At 60.7% G+C, this 16,664-nt stretch carries 13 protein-coding genes; 6 read left to right on the top strand and 7 right to left on the bottom strand.

The features are described from left to right. Positions 1 to 88 precede the first annotated feature (88 nt). Positions 89 to 1,129 (top strand): glycosyltransferase family 9 protein, encoded by a 1,041-nt coding sequence (locus ACWFVE_RS00065; protein ID WP_447527275.1) that lies wholly within the window; start codon positions 89 to 91, stop codon positions 1,127 to 1,129. On the opposite strand, the gene ACWFVE_RS00060 is transcribed toward ACWFVE_RS00065, so the two are convergent. Continuing rightward, the gene (locus ACWFVE_RS00060; RefSeq protein WP_447527274.1) at positions 1,091 to 1,852 is read right to left on the bottom strand and encodes a glycosyltransferase family 2 protein; all 762 of its coding nucleotides are present in this window, start codon (positions 1,850 to 1,852) and stop codon (positions 1,091 to 1,093) included. The genes ACWFVE_RS00065 and ACWFVE_RS00060 overlap by 39 nt on opposite strands. Positions 1,853 to 1,970: 118 nt before the next feature. Between ACWFVE_RS00060 and ACWFVE_RS00055 the strand changes: the two genes are divergently transcribed. Continuing rightward, positions 1,971 to 3,620 carry a sulfatase-like hydrolase/transferase gene (locus tag ACWFVE_RS00055; RefSeq protein WP_447527273.1) on the top strand — a complete coding sequence of 550 codons (1,650 nt, stop codon included), beginning with the start codon at positions 1,971 to 1,973 and terminating at the stop codon, positions 3,618 to 3,620. Here the strand turns inward: ACWFVE_RS00055 and waaF are convergent. Then, positions 3,610 to 4,656 carry a lipopolysaccharide heptosyltransferase II gene (gene waaF, locus ACWFVE_RS00050; protein WP_447527272.1) on the bottom strand — a complete coding sequence of 349 codons (1,047 nt, stop codon included), beginning with the start codon at positions 4,654 to 4,656 and terminating at the stop codon, positions 3,610 to 3,612. The two genes, ACWFVE_RS00055 and waaF, sit on opposite strands and share 11 nt — an antisense overlap. Continuing rightward, a complete protein-coding gene (rfaD, locus tag ACWFVE_RS00045; protein WP_447527271.1) occupies positions 4,649 to 5,605 on the bottom strand; it encodes an ADP-glyceromanno-heptose 6-epimerase in 957 nt (318 codons plus the stop codon). The genes waaF and rfaD overlap by 8 nt, the downstream gene beginning before the upstream one ends. Before the next feature lie 107 nt (positions 5,606 to 5,712). On the opposite strand from rfaD, the gene glyQ reads away from it, so the two are divergent. From glyQ to gmhB, 4 genes are all read left to right on the top strand, one after another. Further along, positions 5,713 to 6,672: a glycine--tRNA ligase subunit alpha gene (gene glyQ, locus ACWFVE_RS00040; RefSeq protein ID WP_447527270.1), complete on the top strand. Its 960-nt coding sequence runs from the start codon at positions 5,713 to 5,715 to the stop codon at positions 6,670 to 6,672. After that, the gene (gene glyS, locus ACWFVE_RS00035) at positions 6,673 to 8,736 is read left to right on the top strand and encodes a glycine--tRNA ligase subunit beta (protein WP_447527269.1); all 2,064 of its coding nucleotides are present in this window, start codon (positions 6,673 to 6,675) and stop codon (positions 8,734 to 8,736) included. A 137-nt stretch (positions 8,737 to 8,873) separates the two neighbouring features. Then, a complete protein-coding gene (locus ACWFVE_RS00030) occupies positions 8,874 to 9,701 on the top strand; it encodes an RIO1 family regulatory kinase/ATPase domain-containing protein (RefSeq protein ID WP_447527268.1) in 828 nt (275 codons plus the stop codon). Next, positions 9,698 to 10,264 (top strand): D-glycero-beta-D-manno-heptose 1,7-bisphosphate 7-phosphatase, encoded by a 567-nt coding sequence (gmhB, locus tag ACWFVE_RS00025; protein WP_447527267.1) that lies wholly within the window; start codon positions 9,698 to 9,700, stop codon positions 10,262 to 10,264. Before ACWFVE_RS00030 ends, gmhB begins: the two co-directional genes overlap by 4 nt. Before the next feature lie 103 nt (positions 10,265 to 10,367). Here gmhB and gyrB read toward each other — a convergent pair whose 3' ends face one another. The 4 genes from gyrB to dnaA all read right to left on the bottom strand — a co-directional run. Beyond that, the gene (gene gyrB, locus ACWFVE_RS00020) at positions 10,368 to 12,788 is read right to left on the bottom strand and encodes a DNA topoisomerase (ATP-hydrolyzing) subunit B (protein WP_447527266.1); all 2,421 of its coding nucleotides are present in this window, start codon (positions 12,786 to 12,788) and stop codon (positions 10,368 to 10,370) included. 39 nt (positions 12,789 to 12,827) lie between these two features. Further along, a complete protein-coding gene (gene recF / locus ACWFVE_RS00015) occupies positions 12,828 to 13,931 on the bottom strand; it encodes a DNA replication/repair protein RecF (RefSeq protein ID WP_447527265.1) in 1,104 nt (367 codons plus the stop codon). Between the two features lie 102 nt (positions 13,932 to 14,033). Continuing rightward, positions 14,034 to 15,137 (bottom strand): DNA polymerase III subunit beta, encoded by a 1,104-nt coding sequence (gene dnaN / locus ACWFVE_RS00010; RefSeq protein ID WP_447527264.1) that lies wholly within the window; start codon positions 15,135 to 15,137, stop codon positions 14,034 to 14,036. A gap of 63 nt (positions 15,138 to 15,200) precedes the next feature. Continuing rightward, positions 15,201 to 16,664 (bottom strand): chromosomal replication initiator protein DnaA (gene dnaA / locus ACWFVE_RS00005; RefSeq protein ID WP_447527263.1); only part of this gene is annotated, 1,464 nt, incomplete at its 5' end.

Genomic DNA, 16,664 nt, shown 5'->3' with positions numbered 1-16,664 from the left:
TTCGCCATCATCGCCCCGCTAAACGCGCCGTTAAACAAGTTCGTCGTTGTCTTGTAGTATACAGGCTGCAATTAACCGGGTATTCATCATGGCGCAGAAAGTGCTGGTCGTGCGTAACGACAAAATTGGCGATTTTATGCTGGCCTGGCCGGCCCTTGCCTGTCTCAAAAGCGCCACTCCCCAACCCCACGTCACCGTGCTGGTGCCTGCCTACACCCAGGCGTTGGCCCAGGCTTGCCCCTGGGTGGACGAGGTCATCATCGACCCGGGGCCACAGGGCGACAAGAGCGCCCAAAAGGCGCTGCTCGAGGCCATCAAGGCCGCAGGTTTCGACGCCCTGCTGACACTTTTTTCCACTCCTCGCGTTGGCATGCTGGGCTGGCGGGCGGGTATACCGCGGCGCCTGGCGCCGGCGACCAAGTGGGCGCAAATCTTCTACACCGACCGCATCACCCAGCGCCGCTCGCAATCGAACAAACCCGAGTACCAGTACAACGTGGACCTGGCCTGCGCGCTTTTGGAAAAGCTCTCGCTCAAGCTGCCCCGCCTGCCCGCCCCGCCCTTCTGGCCACTGGACGACGCCCTGCGCGCCCGCGAGCGCCAGGCGCTGGTCGGCCAGGAAAACGCTTTCGCGATCGTGGTGCATCCGGGCAGCGGCGGCTCGGCGGTGAACCTCACCACCGCGCAGTACGCCGCGCTGGTGCGCCAGGTGGATGAACAAGTAGACGCCGCGCTTTGCTGGCGAGTGAGCGCAGGCCCCGGTGAAGAACCCCAGGCCCAGGCGCTGGTCGAAATGCTCGCCCTGGAAGACATTAGCGCCGCGCGCTTGGCGCCCAGCGAGAGCGTCAAGGCGTTTGCGCTACAGCTGGCCGGGGCCGACATGCTGATTGCCGGTTCCACCGGGCCGCTGCATATCGCCGGCTGTTTGAATATCGCCACCGCCGGGTTTTACCCGGCCAAACGCTCGGCCACGCCGCTTCGCTGGCAAACCTGCAACGCCGCCGATAAGCGCCTGGCCTTTAGCCCGCCGGAAAACGCCGATAGCCAGGACATGGCCGCCATCGATATCGACGCGGCGGCTGCCGATATTTCAGCGCTTGTCCGCACCCGGCTGATAGCGCACCCATAGCGCGGCGTACTTGTTGAAGGTGGAGTGCGCGGAGAGAATAGCGAGTAGCAACCCCTGGCGGCCGTCCAAAAAGCCTGCCTTGAGCAGGTACATCTTGATGAAGCAGCCCAGCCCATGCGCCACGCCCTGGCCAATAGAGGCTTTTTTGCCCTGGGCCGCGCGCTGCTCGGCCCAAGCATCGGCGTAGTGGGCGGATTTCTCCAGGTAGTGGCGCACGTCGCGGTAGGTGTAGTGCAGTAAATCGCCGCTTAGCGGCTCGACGCTGAGCACCTCGGGCACGACGAGTTTTTCGTGTACGAGTGCCGCGTTATAAGAGGCGCCGCCCTTGGGGTAAAGGCGCAGGACCCGGTCCGGGTACCAGCCACTGTGGCGGATGAAACGGCCAAAGCACCAGGAGAGCCGGCTCAGGGCGTACACCGCCGGCGGCGCCTTGACGGCGTTTTCGATGCTTTCGCGAAGCTCATCGGTGACGCGCTCGTCGGCGTCTATCATCAGGATCCAGTCGCCTTGCGCCAGCGCCTCGGCGCGCTGACGTTGGACGCCAAAGCCTTGCCAGTCGGCGTTCACGTTGACATTGTCGGTGAACTCCCGGGCAATGGCGCACGTCTCATCAAGGCTTCCGGCGTCGAGAACGACGATCTCATCGGCCCAGGCCAGGGTTTCGAGGCAAGCGCGAAGGTGATGCGCTTCGTTTTTGACGATCAGTACAGCGGAAATGGCCACAGGTCACCTTTGCCAGGTACGGGGTGTTAATCGTTGCCGGCCGGGAATCTGCCACCCGCACACAACACATTTGCTAAGCTAGCATACTCATTTGATTCACGATGGAAAGGGATATGGCATGGCGTGGATAAGGACCTATCGACTCACCCCTTGGCTGCCGCTTATGGTTCTAGGGCTAAGCCTTGGCTACGCCGTGACGGTTGTAACGCGCCTGCCCTGGTGGACGCTTTTCATCATCGCCGCCGTCTGGATCGGCGCGGGGCTCAAACTTCGTTGGGGCAAGCCCCGGCGGGCACGCTATCGCGCCGTATGGCCCTGGTCGCTGGTTCCCTTGAGCCTTCTGGGCATTTACGTCTACCTGGCCGACAGCTTTGGCAACGTGGACCTGGGGGCGGTGTTTTTCCACCTGCAGGCGGGCATCACCAATCACGGCGGCGGCGGCAAGGTCGTCATCGCCGTGCTCTATACGCTGACGATGGTCGCGGTGCTCGCCTCGGTGACCTGGATGGCCCGTCACGACCAGCGCTGGCGGCTTGCCGAACGTTTTTTCGCGCTGGCGATCCTTGCCATCAACCCGCTGCTTTATGGTTTGGGCCAGCGCAGCGCGGCCATCGTCACCGACGATGGCGAGTGGCTCGACCGGCGCTACACGCCGCCGCCGCAGGTTAGCCAGACCGACCCACCCAACCTGGTGCTGATGTACCTGGAGAGCCTGGAGCGTACCTACGGCGACGAACGCTTTGGCGATGCCTACGCCGATTTGGAGGCGCTGGGCGAGCGCGGGATGGTCTTCGAAGGGGTGCGCCAAATGGAGAACACCGGCTGGACCATGGCCGGCATGATCGCAAGCCAGTGCGGTGTGCCCTTGATGCCGGCGGGGCTTTTGCACGACACCCAGTTCGAGCCGCTACAGCAGGTAGTGCCCGGGGTGGAGTGTTTGGGCGACGTGCTGGCCGGGCAAGGCTACCGGCTCAGTTATCTGGGTGGGGCCAGCTCGCAGTTTGCCGGCAAAGGGCTTTTTTATCGCGGCCACCAATTCCAGACCGTCAAAGGCAAGGAGGAGTGGGTCGAGGAGCTCGATAACCCGGAGTACCTCAATAGCTGGGGTGTTTATGACGATACGCTTTACGATCAGACCGAGCAGGAGATACGCCGTTTGAACAGCGAGGATGACGGCCCCTGGGCGGTGGTCAATCTAAGCCTGGCCGGCCACGCCCCCCACGGCTTTCCCTCGCAAACCTGCATCGACCGCCAGGGCGAGTTCGACGGCCAGGATATTCTCTACTCGGTGGAGTGCTCGGCCTGGCAGGCGCGGGAGCTAATCGAGCGCCTGGACGATGAGGGCCTTTTGGACAATACCCTGGTCGTGGTGTTGAGCGATCACTTGACCATGCGCGTCTCGGTGTGGGACCAGCTCACCGCCCTCGACCGGGACAATACCCTGATCATGCTGGGCGATCACATCGAGCCTCAACGCATTCGGCGAAACGCCACCATGCTCGACGTATTCCCCACCCTGCTGGAAGCGATGGGCCTGCCTTTAAATGAGCACCGGGCGGGACTTGGCGTGTCGCTATTGGGCGATAGCTCGACGCTTTCCGAGGCCCACGGGCTAGAGGTACTCAACGAACGCCTGCGCGAAGAGACCGCGCTTCAACACAGGCTCTGGGAGGGCTTGACCCCGCAACGCCGCGCCGCACCGACGCCGTCCGAACAGGCCCTTGAAAGGCCGGACGCCGTTACCAGCGACGTGGACCTCAACCGCTGACGATAACGTTGGACGCGCCTTCGTGAGCGGTGTGCAGAGCGTTATAAACCTGCTGCTCGGTCAAATGGTTCAAGCAGTTGGTGTGGCCCAACGGGCAGACGCGCTTGAAGCAGGGCGAGCACTCGAGCCCCAGGTAGTGGATCGTCGCGCTGTCGGTGAGCGGCGGCGTATAGCGCGGCGACGACGAGCCGTAGAGCGCATGAATCGGCACGCCCACCGCGGCAGCTACGTGCATAAGCCCGGAATCGTTGGTCACCACCTGGCGGCAGTCGGCGAGCAAATCCACCGCATCCGCCAGCGCCGTCTGCCCGCACAGGTTGTAAACGTGGGGAAGGTCGCGTTTGATTTCTTCGCCCACCACATGATCCTTCGGCCCGCCGAAAATGCGCACCTCGAACCCGTCATCGATCAAGCGCTTGGCCAGGGCGTGAAAATACGCCGGCGGCCACTGCTTGGCCGGGCCATACTCCGCGCCCGGCATCATTCCCACCGCCGGGCGCGACGAAAGCGCAAGCTTCAAACGCAGGTTCACCAGGTTGTCTAAATCCACGTCAAGGCGCGGCGGGGTAATCGCGAAATCGCCGTTTAGGGTCTGCTCCTGGGGAAAGCCCAGCGAGACGAAGCGCTTCACGGTCTGGTCGAGCACCGTCTTATCGAGCTTACGCGCCTCGGTCAAAAGCCCGTAACGGTACTCCCCCAAAAAGCCTACTCGCTCGGGGATACGGGCCAAAAACGGCACCAGCGCGGCCTTCCAGGAACGGGGCAGCACGATGGCCGTATCGAATCTTCCGCGAAGCCGCGCCGCCAGTTCGCGGCGGCTTTTCAAACCGAACTCGCCGTGGCCCGCCGACAGCGCCAACACTTCATCGACCTGGGGCATACGCGCAAGAATCGGCTGGGACCAGCCAGGGGCGACCACGCCGAGCGTGGCGCCCGGGTAGCGCGCCTTGAGTTCGATAAAAAGGCTCTGGGCCATCACCATGTCCCCCACCCAGGAGGGACCCACGACCAAAAGCCGCTTGGCGGTGTTAGCCATTGAGCCACTCCAGATAGGCTTTCACGCCCTGGGCGACGGTCTTGAACTCCACGTCACACCCGGCTTCACGAAGGCGCCCGATATCCGCCCGGGTGTAGCTCTGGTAGCGGCCCTTGAGCTCTTCGGGAAAGTCGATATAGTCGATCTGGCCCTTGCCGTAGTAGTCGATCACCGCCTCGCCGATCGCCTTGAACGGCTCCGCCCGGCCGGTGCCCAGGTTGAAAATACCCGAGACGCTCGGGTGATCCAAAAACCACAGGTTTACATCGACCACGTCGCCGACATAGACGAAATCGCGGCTCTGCATGCCGGCCTCGAACCCGTCGTGGGCGCCAAAAAGCTTGAGCGTCTCGCCCGCGCTCACCTGGCGGTGGTTATGAAACGCCACGCTCGCCATCTTGCCCTTGTGTTGCTCCCGCGGGCCGTACACGTTGAAGTAGCGAAACCCGACGACCTGGGTGGAAAGCGTCGGCATACGCGCCCGTACGTGCTGATCGAACAGCAGCTTCGAGTAGCCATACACGTTGAGCGGCTTCTCGAACGACGGGTCCTCCTTGAAGACCTCACTGCCACCGTAGGTGGCCGCGGAGGAGGCGTACAACAGCGCCGCACCGTGCTGCTCGCAGTACTCCAGCAACACCTTCGAGTACTCGAAGTTGTTGTCCATCATGTACTGACCATCCCACTCGGTGGTGTCCGAGCAGGCGCCTTCGTGGAAAACCGCCTCGATGGCGGGCAGGTCGTTGGGCTCGCCGCGTAGTGACGCCTTGATCTCGGCGATGAAGTCGTCCTTGTCGCGGTAGTCGAACAGCGTGCAGTCGACCAGATTGACGAACTTAGTGCCGTCCGACAGATCGTCGACCACTAAAATGTCGGTGCGTCCGCGCGCATTGAGCGCTTTTACGATATTGGCGCCGATAAATCCGGCCCCGCCGGTCACTACGATCATAAGATCTCCTTCAAAAGCGCTCTGGTTGGCTTTGGTGCCTATAACCCATCTGCTTGGGATTGTATACTTGACGGCTTCTGAATTCATGGCCAATGGTGCTTTTTGCGATGAGTGTCTCGACGAACCAATCGACACCGGATGTGTCGACCTTTCAAGGCTTGATCCTTGCGCTGCAGCAGTACTGGGCGGAACAGGGCTGTGTGATCCTCCAGCCGCTGGATATGGAAGTGGGCGCGGGAACCTTCCACCCCGCCACCTTCCTGCGCTCAATTGGTCCGGAGACCTGGAACGCCGCCTACGTGCAGCCGTCAAGGCGCCCCACCGACGGGCGCTATGGTGAAAACCCCAACCGCCTGCAGCACTACTACCAGTTTCAGGTGGTGATGAAGCCTTCGCCGAGCAACTTCCAGGAGCTTTACCTTGGCTCGCTCAAACGCCTGGGGCTCGACCCGCTGGTCCACGACGTTCGCTTCGTCGAAGACAACTGGGAATCCCCTACCCTCGGTGCCTGGGGGCTTGGCTGGGAAATGTGGCTCAACGGTATGGAAGTGACCCAGTTCACCTACTTCCAACAAGCCGGAGGGATCGAGTGTTACCCGGTCACCGGCGAGTTGACCTACGGGCTCGAGCGTATCGCCATGTACCTGCAGGACGTGGACAGCGTGTACGACCTGGTATGGGCCATCGCCCCGGACGGCAGCCGCGTCACCTACGGCGATGTCTACCTGCAAAACGAGCGCGAGCAGTCGACCTATAACTTCGAGCACGCCGACGTCGATCACCTGTTCGCCAACTTCGACCACCAGGAGCAGGAGTGCCAGAAGCTGTTGGCGGCTTCACTGCCGCTGCCCGCTTACGAGCAGGTGCTCAAGGCCTCGCACACCTTCAACCTGCTGGATGCGCGCCACGCGATCTCGGTCACCGAGCGTCAGCGCTTCATTTTGCGCGTGCGCACGCTGGCCCGCGACGTGGCCCACGCTTATTTCGAATCGCGCAAGGCAGCAGGCTTCCCGATGGCCTCCGAGGCCCTTCGCCGTGAACTACTAGACGACCAGGGAGACGCATAAATGGCCGCTGATACGCTACTACTCGAGCTTGGCGCTGAAGAACTGCCGCCGAGCGCCCTGGATGCGCTGTCAGACGCGTTCGCCTCGGGCATCGAAAAAGGGCTTACGGATGCCGAGATCGGCTTCGAGAAAGTGATCGCCTACGCCACGCCCAGGCGTTTGGCCGTGCGCGTCGAGGCGCTGGCCGACAAGCAGCCCGACCGCGAAGTCGAAAAGCGCGGCCCGGCATTGGCCGCCGCCTTCAAGGACGGTGTGCCTACCAAGGCCGCCGAAGGCTTCGCACGCTCCTGTGGTGTCAGCGTGGACGAGTTGATTCACCTGGAAACCGACAAAGGCACTTGGCTTGGCTTTCGCGAGCACCAGCCCGGCGAAAGCGTCCAGGACCTGCTGCCGGCGCTTCTTCGCAAGACGCTGACCACCCTACCGGTGCCCAAGAACATGCGCTGGGGCGCTTCCCGCGTCGAGTTCTCGCGCCCGGTTCACTGGCTGTTAGCGCTTTACGGCAGTGACGTGATCGCCGCCCAGGCGCTGGGGTTGGAGGCAAGCCGTACCACCTACGGCCACCGCTTCCATGCCCCGGATGCCCTTCAGCTCGCGCACGCTGACGACTACCTGGCCACCCTGGAGAACGCCTATGTGCTGGCGGATCGCACCAAACGGCGCGAGCGCATCCGCGAGCAGGTGCTGGCCGAGGCGGAGGTTCACCATGCCAACGCCGTTATCGACGAAGACCTGCTGGTAGAAGTAAGCGGTTTGGTCGAGTGGCCCGTCGCGCTAACCGGCACCTTCGACGAGCGCTTTTTGAAAGTCCCCGGCGAGTGTCTGATCTCGTCGATGAAGGCGAACCAGAAGTACTTCCACCTGCTGGACGACGACGGCGCGTTGAAGCCGCTGTTCATCACGGTGTCCAATATCGAAAGCCAGGACCCGCAGCAGGTGATCGCGGGTAACGAGAAGGTGATTCGCCCGCGCCTGGCGGATGCGGTGTTCTTCTATGATACCGACCGCAAACAAAGCCTGGCCTCGCGCATTCCCCAGCTCGAACATGTGGTGTTCCAGCAGCAGCTCGGTACGCTTGCTGACAAGGTACGCCGCAGCACCGCGATCGCCACGTTCATTGCCCAGCAGATCGGCGGCGATACCGGCCATGCCCAGCGCGCCGTAGCATTGGCCAAGTGCGACCTGGTGACCGAAATGGTGCTCGAGTTCCCCGAGCTTCAGGGCATCATGGGCCGCTACTACGCCGAGCAGGACGGTGAGCCTGCCGAGGTCGCCCAGGCGCTGGAGGAGCAGTACCTGCCCCGCTTCGCTGCGGACGATATACCGCAAAGCCAGGCGGGCAAGGCGCTGGCGCTGGCCGACCGCCTCGACACGTTAGTGGGTATCTTCGCCATCGGTCAGCGCCCCACCGGCGCAAAGGACCCCTTCGCCCTGCGCCGCGCCTCCATCGGCGTGCTCAACATTCTGGTCAAAGGTGAGCTCGACCTGGACTTGGGCGAGCTTTTGAACGTGGCCGCCGAACAGCACCGCGAGCTCGCCTCGGCGGAACTCGTCGACGACGTCCTGACCTACATGCTCGACCGCTTCCGCGCCTGGGGCCAAGAGGAAGGCATCACCGCGGAAATGTACCTGGCCGTACGCGCCCGCCCGGTGACCAAGCCGCTGGATTTTGCTCGCCGCTTGCACGCGGTGAAGGCATTTACCCAGCGCGAAGAAGCCCAGGCGCTGGCCGCCGCCAACAAGCGCGTCTCCAATATCCTCAGCAAACAAGACTTCGACGGCAGCACCGCCGTGGAAGAGACGCTGTTGCAGGAAGACGCCGAGCGCGCGCTATTTGACGCCGTTTCCCAAAGCCAGACCCAGGTCACGCCGCTGTTTGCCGCCGGCGACTATCAGCAGGCGCTAGATACGCTGGCCGGGCTTAGAGCGCCGGTCGACACCTTCTTCGATGAAGTGATGGTCATGGCCGATGACCCGGCGATCCGCCAAAACCGTTTGGCGCTTTTGGCAAGCCTTCAGGCGCTCTTCCTCGAGGTGGCGGATATCTCGCTTCTGCCTCAGTAAAATACTGGCGCTCGTATTCAAGGGGACCCTCGGTCCCCTTTTTTATGATACTTGTTAGCGCAATACCGACTTGCGAAACACGCTGTTTCACGTGAAACACTCAGCGTATCTTGCTAGGTTAATAGAGTTCGCGAGCCGTGAAGGCGCCGCCCACGCTCGAAAAAGAGACCCCGATGTACGAAAAGTTTTTAAAGCAGACCTACCCGGAGCAGCAGGCATCCATGGCCGCGCACACGGTCGAGGGCGAAAAGGTATGGTTAAAGCGGGCGGCGAAACGCAATTCGCGACTCGCCTATGCGCCGCTCAGACTTTTAGCCAGACTCACCAGGATCGAAGCGCTCAAGCCCGTTCCCAACCTGGGCGGTGAGCAGAGTATTCAAACCGAAGTGGCCAGGCTACAAGCGCTAGACGCAGCGGGCTTCAACGTTCCCACCGTGCTGGCCGCGGATGACAACGCGCTGCTTCTCGCCGATGCCGGAACCCCGCAGGCCCCCGCCACCACCCTGCTCGATGCGCTCAAGCGCGCCTCGACACAAGCCGAGGTCGATACGCTACTTACACTCGGCATCGATTCATTGGTTGATCTGCATCGCCATGACGCCTACCTAAGCGAGGCCTTCGCGCGCAACATTCTCATCACGCAAGGCAAGGTGGTCTTCATCGATTTTGAAACCGACCCGGGCCAGGTACATACGCGGGTCAACTGCATGGTCCGCGACTGGTACTGCCTGATTTTCTCGCTTTACGGCAAACTGCATAAATCGCCGCTTGCGCGTGAGCGGTTGACGCCGGCGTTCATTGCCGGGCTCGAAAGCGAGCGCGAGGACGTCGTCAGCCAGTTCAATGCAATGCTGCCTGCGCTTCTGCGCCTACGTAAAATTCCCTTCAAACACCTGGGCGGCGACGGGCGTAAAATCGATGTAACGTTGCGCTCGCTTACGGCCTTGCACGAGCACCTCTCATGAGCCCCAACCTGCCCGCATCAGCAAGCAAACTGGTGATCCTCGATCGCGACGGCGTGATCAATCACGACTCGGATCACTACGTTAAATCCCTCGATGAGTGGGTCCCCTACCCCGCCTCGATTGCCGCGATTGGCGAGCTTACCCGCGCAGGCTTCACCGTAGCAGTGGCGACGAACCAGTCTGGCCTGGCCCGGGGCTATTTTAGTGAGGCGACGCTTACAGCCATGCACGACAAGCTTACCCACCTGGTCGAAAACGTAGGCGGCACTATCGCCCATATTGCTTACTGCCCTCACGAACCGGCCGATGATTGCACCTGCCGCAAGCCGCTGCCTGGCCTTTTGCAACAAATTCAGCACGCGCTGAATCTTGAAAGCCTTAAAGGCAGCTGGATGGTGGGCGATAGCTTGCGCGATCTTCAAGCCGGTATTGCAGTAGACAGCCAGCCGGTGCTCGTGAAAACCGGCAAGGGAGCGCGAACGCTCGAGAAGGGTGAGGGACTCGAGAACGCCCTGGTATTCGATGACCTGGCGGCGTTTACCCGGTGGCTACTCGCCGCTTAAGGCGTGACAAAGGTTGGAAGCCGCAGAATCGCAGGTTGAAAACATAAAAAACGCCGCGCTTAGCGCGGCGTTTTTTTGCTCATGTTTCACGTGAAACAAAGCGCTAAATATCGAGGTTGGCGACCAGCGCGTTAGTTTCGATGAAATCACGACGAGGCTCGACTTCGTCGCCCATCAGCGTATTGAACATCAAATCCGCGGCCACGGCGTCTTCGATGGTCACGCGCAGCATGCGGCGGCTGTCCGGGTCCATGGTGGTTTCCCATAGCTGGTCCGGGTTCATCTCGCCCAGGCCCTTGTAGCGCTGTACCGAGAGCCCTCGTTGGCCTTCGTTCATCAGCCACACCAGCACCTCGGAGAAGTCTACAACGGGCTTCTTACGCTCACCTCGGGCGATAAAGGCACCCTCTTCCAGTAGATTGTTCAGTGTCTCGCCAAGCGCCGACATTGCGCGGTAATCGGCGCTCTCGAAGAAGTCGAGACCCCATACGTACTCGGTGGTGACACCATGGGCGATGAGCGACACCGTGGGCAGCAGTAAGCCACGTTCGCTGTCTTCCTTGAGCGCGAAATGGTAGCGCGGCCCCCCTTCATAGGCCACCCGTTCGTCCATGGCGGTTTGCAGCTCGGCAATCCAGTTCTCCATGGTGACCCGATCCTTCAGGCTGGTTTCGCCTTGCAAGGCGCTTGCGTAAACCGCCTGACGCAGCACCTCGATCGGAAATACTCGGCCCAGGCGATCGATACGCTTCATCACATTGCGGTACTGATTCACCAGTGCTTCGAGCTGAGAACCGGTAATCGCCGGCGCATCCGCATTGACGTGAAGCCCTGCACCGTCGAGCGCCGTGGTGGTCAGGTAGTCGATCATCGCCTGCTCGTCTTTCAGGTAGAGCTCTTGCTTGCCGCGCTTGATCTTATAAAGCGGCGGCTGGGCGATAAACACGTGGCCGCGCTCGATAAGCTCGGGCATCTGGCGGAAGAAGAACGTCAACAGCAGCGTGCGAATGTGCGAACCGTCGACGTCGGCATCGGTCATGATGATGATCGAGTGATAGCGAAGTTTGTCCGGGTTGAACTCTTCGCGGCCAATACCACAGCCAAGCGCGGTGATCAGCGTACCGACTTCCGCCGAGGAGAGCATCTTGTCAAAGCGCGCTTTCTCGACGTTGAGGATTTTACCCTTGAGCGGCAAAATGGCCTGGGTGCGACGGTCACGGCCCTGCTTGGCGCTACCGCCGGCAGAGTCACCCTCCACTAGGTAAAGCTCGGACTGGCTGGGATCTTTCTCCTGACAGTCGGCGAGCTTGCCGGGTAGACCCGCGATATCAAGCGCCCCTTTACGGCGGGTCATGTCACGCGCTTTGCGCGCCGCTTCCCGGGCCCGGGCAGCATCGAGCATCTTGTTGACGATCGCCTTCGCCTCGTTTGGCTTTTCAACCAAATACTCACCCAGCAAACGGCCCATCTCCTGCTCGACGGCGGTTTTCACCTCGGATGAGACCAGCTTATCCTTGGTCTGCGAGGAGAATTTGGGATCCGGCACCTTCACCGAAATGATCGCCGTCAGGCCTTCCCGCGCATCGTCACCGGCCGTGCTGACCTTGGCTTTTTTCAGCAGGCCTTCGGTTTCAATATAGTGGTTCAAGGTCCGCGTCAGCGCCGCACGGAAGCCGGCAAGGTGCGTACCACCGTCGCGCTGAGGAATATTATTGGTATAGCAGTAAATGCTTTCCGTGAAGGTATCGCTCCACTGCATCGCTACTTCCACCTCGACACCATCATCACGGATCGCGTTGAAGTGGAACACTGGGTTCAGCGTCGACTTGTTCTGATTAAGATGATCGACAAAGGCTTTCAAACCGCCTTCGTAATGAAACAGCTCTTCCTTCCCGCTGCGCTCATCCATTAAACGAATGGCAACGCCAGAGTTTAGAAACGATAGTTCACGTAAGCGCTTGGCAAGAATGTCGTAATGAAACTCGATATTGGCGAAGGTATCGGTCGAGGGGCGAAAGTGAACACGGGTGCCGCTTTTCTCGGTTTTACCTACAACGCCCAGCGGTGCCTGGGGCACGCCATGCCTGTAGAGCTGCTCGAATACTTCACCTTGGCGCCAAATGGTCAGTTTGAGCTCTGCCGAGAGCGCGTTGACCACCGACACACCGACACCGTGCAGTCCGCCGGACACTTTGTAGGAGTTGTCGTCGAACTTGCCACCGGCGTGGAGCACGGTCATGATGACTTCCGCCGCCGATACGCCCTCTTCTTCATGAAGCTCGGTAGGAACGCCTCGTCCGTTATCGCTAACGGTAATGGACTCGTCCGGGTGAATTACCACGCGAATCTCGCTACAGTGGCCCGCCAGAGCTTCATCGATGGAGTTATCCACCAGCTCGAAGACCATGTGATGCAGCCCGGTGCCGTCGTCGGTATCACCGATGTACATACCGGGGCGCTTGCGTACCGCATCGAGCCCTTTGAGCACCTTGATGCTTGATGAATCGTAAGCCTGCTCGCTCATTGACCACTCCGTCGTGAAGTCTGTCTCTTTCCGTGTCATCTACCCGGCTGAGGCCAGCCGGCCGATCCCGTTATCGTCATGTTTCACGTGAAACATCTTGATGTGGGTCGCCGGCTGCCAAAGCTCGCTTAGCGCTTGTGGGTCGACGCTGGTAATAAATACCTGGCACTCCATCTCTTCCAAGAGTTCGCAAAAAAGTCTGCGGTGCTGATGGTCGAGCTCTGCCGGTAAATCATCTATCAGATAAATACATTGCCGTTTGGCGCTGCTTTCCAGAAGCCGCCCCTGGGCCAGTTTTAGCGCACTGACCACCAGCTTCTGCTGGCCTCTGGAAAGCACCTCGATAGCGGGCTGTTTATTAAGTCTTATACGCAGGTCCGCGCGCTGCGGGCCCTGCTGGGTAAATCCCATTTGCTGATCGGTCTCGCGGCTGGCCTTCAATACCTCGCCCAAAGAGCGCTTGGCATCCCACCCACGGGCGTAGCGCAGTGACAGCCCCTTGGTCGGCAGCAGCCGTTTTAGCGTCTCTTCGAACACCGGCAAAAAAGCGTTAAACCAGGTTTGCCTCAGTGCGTCCATCCTTTCGCCGGACTCACAAAGCTCCTGCTCCCACACGGCGATTTCAGCATCGGTTATTCTACCACGCCTTAGCAGTGCATTCCGATGTTTCACCGCGCGCCGGGCACGCTTCCATGCGGTCAAAAAGTCGTGTTTCACGTGAAACACGCCCCAATCCATGAATTCGCGCCGTCCGGCGGGGGATCCTTCGAGTAGACGAAACGCATCCGGGTTAATGAGCTGCAGTGGCATGGCGTCGACCAGCTCTGCCAGGCGCACGTCCTTTTGCCCGCGCAGGCGCAGCTCAAGCTCGCGCTCGGCCCGCAAGCGGCGCACCCCAAGGGCTACCTCCGGGTCACCGGCCAAACGCCCGTAGAGCGTCATGGCGGCGGCCTCGAACTGAATGGCGTGCTTGAGCTGGTGGGTGCGAAAGGAACGCCCCATACCCAGAATATGAATACCTTCCAAAAGGCTCGTCTTACCGCTGCCATTCTGCCCGTAAATCAGGTTGACGTGCGGCGACGGCGCCATATCCACTGGCGCAAGATTACGAATGCCTTGCAAGTTGAGCTGGGTCAGGCTCATTAACGGGGTTCGCCTTTACTGCCGGGGGTCATGGAAAAGCGGCGCCTTCTTCAAAGGCGCCGCATCGTGAACTAAAGCGAGGCTTCACTCGTTCAGGAAAAATCAAAGCCGCATGGGCATGACCACGTACAGCGCGTCGCCGCCACCGGGCTCTTCCAACAGGGCGCTGCTGTTGGGGTCGGCCAGGGTCATCTGCACGCGCTCTTCATCGAGTACAGAAAGCACGTCGACCAGATAGCCGACGTTGAAGCCGACCTCCATGGCGGGTCCGGTGTACTCGATGGCCACGTTTTCCTCGGCCTCTTCCTGTTCCGGGTTATTGGCCATGACCTTGAGGTTGCCCTCTTCCAGGTAAAGGCGCACGCCACGGTACTTCTCGTTGGAAAGAATCGCGGTACGCGAGAGGACCTTTTTGAGTTCGGCGCGCTCGGCAATCAACACCTTGTCGCCGTTTTTCGGCACCACTCGCTCGTAGTCCGGGAACTTGCCGTCGATCAGCTTCGAGGTAAAGGTAAAATCACCGGTGTGGGCACGCAGATGCGTGGCGCCCAAGGTGAGGCTGACCGGCTCGTCGCTGTCGTCGAGCAGCCGCGAAAGCTCCAGGATACCTTTTCTGGGCACGATCATTTTCTGACCTTGCTCGATGTTGACGTCGGTTTCCCGCGAGCACATGGCCAGGCGGTGTCCGTCGGTTGCGACGGCGCGCAGCAGTTGGCTCTGAATATCCAGTAGCATGCCGTTCAAGTAGTAGCGTACGTCCTGCTGGGCCATGGCGAAGGACGTCGATTCGATCAAGTGCTTGAGCGTGCCACGCGGTACGCTGAGTTCCTGGCTGCCTTCGCCATCTTCGATATTGGGGAACTCGGCCACGGGAAGCGTCGAGAGCGTAAAACGCGAGCGGCCGCTGCGCAGTACCGCGCGCCCCTCCTCCACCGCTAACTGAATTTCGGACTGATCCGGCAGAGATTTGCAGATATCCATCAGCTTGCGTGCGGGGACGGTCGCGCCGCCTTCCTGGTCCACCTGACTTGCCACCGTGCGGCCGACCAGCTCGACCTCGAGGTCGGTACCGGTCAGCGCGACCTGGTCCCCTTCGACCTGGATCAGCACGTTGGAGAGCACCGGCAGCGTTTGACGGCGCTCGACCACGCCCGCAACCAGCGTCAGGGGACGTAGTAACGCCTCTCGGGAAATTGAAAACTTCATCACTACTCCAGGTTAAATGGTCGTCAGCCGCATCTGGCTTTTTAAGTGGATTTTTACAAAGCCTTAACTGGTGAGCAGGCGCATGAGGTTTTTGTAATCCTCGCGGATATCCGCACTCTCTTCCTGCAGGGTCTTTACCTTACGACAGGCGTGCAGCACCGTCGTGTGATCACGCCCGCCAAAGGCGTCGCCTATTTCCGGCAGGCTGTGGTTGGTCAGCTCCTTGGCCAGCGCCATCGCCACCTGCCGGGGCCTGGCCACCGAGCGCGAGCGCCGCTTGGAGAGCAGATCCGCCACCTTGATCTTGTAGTACTCCGCCACCGTGCGTTGAATGTTGTCCACGCCAACCTGCTTGTCCTGCAGCGCGAGCAGATCCTTCAGCGATTCGCGAATGAAGTCCTGGGTGATGGGCTTGCCCATGAAGTGCGAGTCGGCGATGACTTTCTTAAGCGCGCCTTCGAGCTCGCGCACGTTGGAGCGAATTTTTTGCGCGATGAAAAAGGCAGCGTCATGCGGCAAATCGACGCTTGCCTGATCGGCCTTTTTCATCAAGATGGCAACTCGGGTTTCGAGCTCCGGCGGCTCGATGGCAACGGTTAGCCCCCAGCCAAAGCGGGACTTCAAACGCTCTTCGACCCCGTTGATCTCTTTGGGGTAGCGGTCCGAGGTCAAAATCATTTGCTGGCCGCCCTCCAAAAGCGCATTGAAGGTGTGGAAAAACTCCTCCTGGGAGCGCTCCTTACCGGCAAAAAACTGGATGTCATCGATCAATAGCGCATCGACGCTGCGATAGAAGCGCTTGAAATCGTTGATGGCGTTGAGCTGTAGCGCCTTGACCATATCGGCGACGAAGCGCTCGGAGTGCAGATACACCACGCGAGCGTTTTCGCGCCGCCCGGCCAGGGCGTTACCCACCGCGTGCATCAAGTGAGTTTTACCCAGGCCCACACCACCGTACAAAAACAGCGGGTTATAAGCACCGCCGGGGTTTTCCGAGACCTGGCGTGAGGCCGCCCGGGCCAGCTGGTTCGACTTACCCTCGACGAACTTGTCGAAGGTGAAATTGGGGTTGAGTCCGCTGCCGTGCTTGAGGCTGCCCTCTACCTGCACCTGGCGCTCGCTGCTGCGCTTGTTTTGAGGCTCTTCACGCAGCGTTTCGATTTCGCGTTCGTCGGCGATATCACCGCGCGGTGGCGTATGTACCGCCGGTGCGGAAGGGCGCTCAGGAGCGGCGGAGACCGGGTTACCCAGATCCCGGGGCTGGGGGGCCGCAGCGGCGCGACGGCTGCCGACGGTCAAACTCACTTTAGGCGGCTTGGCCGGGGCGAGCTCGCGGATCAGCTCGCTAATGCGTTTGGCGTACTTATCGCTCACCCAGTCACGCACGAAGCGGTTAGGCGCCAACAGACACAACTCGTTGGCGCCCCCTTCTTCGGCCTGCAAGGGGCGAATCCATGTATTGAACTGCTGGGAGCTTAGTTCGTCCTGCAGATAATCCAGGCACTGCTGCCAAAGCGCGAGTGACAC

The sequence above is a fragment of the Vreelandella mediterranea genome (genome assembly GCF_970647075.1).
Note: the sequence above shows the minus strand (reverse complement) of the source record. Positions and strands in the feature narration are given on the sequence as shown.